The organism is Desulfovibrio sp. 1188_IL3213 (assembly GCF_036763145.1).
Taxonomy (GTDB): domain Bacteria; phylum Desulfobacterota; class Desulfovibrionia; order Desulfovibrionales; family Desulfovibrionaceae; genus Desulfovibrio.
Window position 1 is genome coordinate 1 of sequence record NZ_JBAIYR010000277.1, and the last position, 3,147, is coordinate 3,147.

The following is a 3,147-nucleotide window of genomic DNA, read 5'->3' on the forward strand; positions in this document are numbered from 1 at the left end:
CGCCCGTTTCGGAGGACGCGGCAGGGCCGGCCTGTCCGGCCGCCCCGCTCTCCTGCGTCATGCCCGGTTTGTCGAGCGCAGCCATACTACTTGCTGTATTCCTTCATAAGGTCGTCGCCTTCCATGAGGCGGCACACGCGCACAAGATCCTCGGGCGTATCCACGCTCCAGGTGCGGCTGGCCGTGGGAACCATGCGTACCTTTTCCCCGTATTCAAGGATGCGCATCATGTCTACGGATTCGTAGATTTCCAGGGGGCTTTCTTCCATTTCATTGAAGCGCAGCAGGTAGTCGCGACGGAAAGGAATGATGCAGACCTGTTTGCGCATGGGGACCTTGTCCGAGCCTTTTTTGCGTGAAGGAATGGGCTCACGCGAAAAATAGAGGGCATCGTTGAACCTGTCCACCACCACCTTGACTTCGTTGGGGTCTTCAAATTCTTCAAGGGTATCCATATCGGCCATGAGGTTGGTCACGTTGATGGACGGGTCGGCCAGCATGGGGGCCACGGCGGCGTCAATCATTTCGGGGCGCACCATAGGCTCGTCGCCCTGCACCATCACAACGATGTCGGCTTTTTTGCCGGCGGCGGCCTCAATCTTGAGCAGGGCCTCAGCCGTGCGCGTGGAGCAGCGCACGTGATGGTCGCCGGTCATGACGCAGGGCAGGCCCGCATCTTTGCAATAATTTTCGATAATTTCATCGCAGGTCGCCACGTAGGTGGAAGACAGCGTTTTGCTCATGCCCGTGCGAAAGGCCACGTGGCCCACCATGGGTACGTTATGGATGAGGGCAAGCGGCTTGCCGGGATAGCGGCTGGACCCCATACGCGCGGGAATGATGGCAATAATGTTCATGTAGCGGCTCCTTATGGCCTCAAATTTTCAGAGATATTTTCAGCATGCCCGTTGAACGGCAATGCTGCACGAAAAACCCTGTACGGACAAAAGACCGTGTGCTGGCTGCGCCTAGTCGTCCGTAGCCACAAGGTATCCGCCCTCGGACTCCAGTTCCGGGTGCATTTCCTTGTGCTCTTCTTCCATAACCCGCAGGATGCCCTGACCGAGGTCCACGGTGAGCGGCGGCACCAGTTTGCGGCCCACCTTGGGCATGAAGGCATAAGGCGTGACCTGATAGTGGCCGCTGTTGGGGTCGTTCTGGTAGTTGATGACCAGCTCTTTGCCCAGCATTTCGCCGATCATCTTGAAAAGATCCCCGACCCGCATGGGCTGGTTGCCGGAAATGATGATATTCTGGTTTTCAAATTCCGGGGCCAGCACGGCCAGGGTGGCGGCGCTGGCGTCGTCCACGTGCACGTATTCGCGCAGGGCCGTGGGTGCGCCGTAATACGTGATGCCGCCCGTGGCAAGCGCCTCGTACACAAAGCGGTTGATGGCGTTGCGCCTGTCCGACCGGGGGCCGTAAAGCGAGCCATAGCGCAGTATGGTGTAGGGCAGATTGTGCATGGCCTGATAGTTTTCAATATACAGTTCGCACGCCTGCTTGCTGCAGCGGTAAAAACCGCCCGACTTGCCGTATACATACAGGGAGCTGGCAAAGACGTAGCGCTTTACCCCTGCATGGCGGCAGGCTTCGAGAATCATGACATTGCCGAGCACGTTGATGCGCGCGGTGTCCACCGGGCGGTTATTGGCTTCGCCGATGTCGGCTATGCCCGCATAGTTGAACACCATGTCTGCGCCTTCCACTGCCCTGCGCACGGTTTCTTCCTCAAGAATATTGCCCGTGAGCATGGTCTGGTCAGGCCGCAGCCAGGGTGAGGGATGCAGGTCCACAATGGTGACCGCATGCCCGGCATCGGAAAGTTTGTCGCAAATATGCGAACCCAGAAAGCCGGATCCGCCAAAAACGGTTATTTTCACAGTTGTTCTCCCTGATCCGGCCGCTCAGATGCATGCCAGAGAAAGACGGAATCTATGCCATAGGCAATAAAACGGCTGCCTGCCGCGATCTGCCGTTTGAGCTCGGCCGGATCGGGCTGCACAATGTGCAGTCCCATGCGGGCCTTGTGGCGGGCGCAGGCGGCCGCGATGCGATCCATGGCAGCCTTGAAGTCCTTGTGGTCAAACTGTCCCGTAAGCCCCATTGAGCCGGAAAGATCGTACGGGCCGACCATGATGGCGTCCAGCCGCGGATGCGACAGGATGGCGTCCAGGTTTTCCACAGCGCGGATATGCTCTATCTGCGCCACAAGAAATATTTCGGGCGCGAGGGAGCTTCGATACTCCTCAAAGCATTTGCCAAACACATTGGCCCGGCAAAAACCAACCCCCCTGTATTCACCGGCGGTTTCTCCGGCGGAACGCCAATGGTCCTGGCCGGGATAAACGGCCCAGTCAATGGCACGGTCCAGCTGTTCGCGACTTTCAATCATGGGAAAAATCAGCCCCTGAGCGCCCGCTTCCAGCGCGGACTTGATCTGGGTTTTCCCGGCTTCGGGCAAGCGCGCAAAAGGCGCAGCCCCGCCGCATTCGATGGCCCGGAAAATGTCCGGCAGCCCGGTGCGGCCAAAGGAGCCGTGTTCCATATCCACAGCCACCCAGTCATAGCCCGCGCGAGCCATAAGCTCGGCCACATCGGCAGAAGGCAACTGCAGCCATGTGCCTACCGTGGCTTTGTCCGCAGCCAGGAGCGCGCGTATTTCGTGTACGGTCATATCAAACGGCATGCCGCCGCAGGGTTGAGGTTACGTACCAACCTCCAGTATACGCCCAGCCGCAGCGGCACGCAATACGGCCCGGCTGGTCCTGCTCCGCCCGCATATTTGCAAGTACCGCCGGAACATGTATGTTTGCACTGTGGACATCCGCAATTTCGGCTGTCCCTATCCCGCATTTCCGGAGCAGACAGGCTGAAACCCTGTGCAGTTTCAGCGCCGCCAGATGCGCTCCGGCGCTTAGCCGGCGGTAGATTGCCCTGCGCCTTTCCGGCGCGCGCGCCTGCGGCCGCCAGAGCCATTTCAAGTAACACGGCTTTTAAGGAGGATATATGGCTCCCCAAGGCAATATGTATACACAAACCGTGCCTCTGGCCGACGCTCTCGACAAACTGCTCCGCGCTCTGGACGTGGCCCGCGCCGCTGACGGCCAGAACCGGCTGCCGCAACCAGTGTCCTGCCCAACCAAA

General features: G+C 59.3%; 3 protein-coding genes. All 3 read right to left on the minus strand.

All coding sequences use genetic code 11. From position 1 onward, the window contains the following. Positions 1-86: 86 nt before the first annotated feature. The 3 genes from V6C16_RS10175 to V6C16_RS10185 all read right to left on the minus strand — a co-directional run bounded on the left by V6C16_RS10175 (position 87) and on the right by V6C16_RS10185 (position 2,689). Positions 87-857 (minus strand): 3-deoxy-manno-octulosonate cytidylyltransferase, encoded by a 771-nt coding sequence (locus tag V6C16_RS10175; protein ID WP_333534863.1) that lies wholly within the window; start codon positions 855-857, stop codon positions 87-89. 111 nt (positions 858-968) lie between these two features. Further along, positions 969-1,883, minus strand: a complete 915-nt coding sequence (locus V6C16_RS10180; RefSeq protein ID WP_333534861.1) for an NAD-dependent epimerase/dehydratase family protein — start codon at positions 1,881-1,883, stop codon at positions 969-971. Continuing rightward, entirely contained in the window at positions 1,880-2,689 is an 810-nt protein-coding gene (locus V6C16_RS10185; RefSeq protein ID WP_333534860.1) for an HpcH/HpaI aldolase family protein, read from the minus strand. Before V6C16_RS10185 ends, V6C16_RS10180 begins: the two co-directional genes overlap by 4 nt. Positions 2,690-3,147 lie beyond the last annotated feature (458 nt).

Coding starts and splice junctions, on each gene's coding strand:
- V6C16_RS10175 (WP_333534863.1), bottom strand. CDS start 857: ATGAACATTATTGCCATCATTCCCGCGCGTATGGGGTCCAGCCGCTAT.
- V6C16_RS10185 (WP_333534860.1), bottom strand. CDS start 2,689: ATGCCGTTTGATATGACCGTACACGAAATACGCGCGCTCCTGGCTGCG.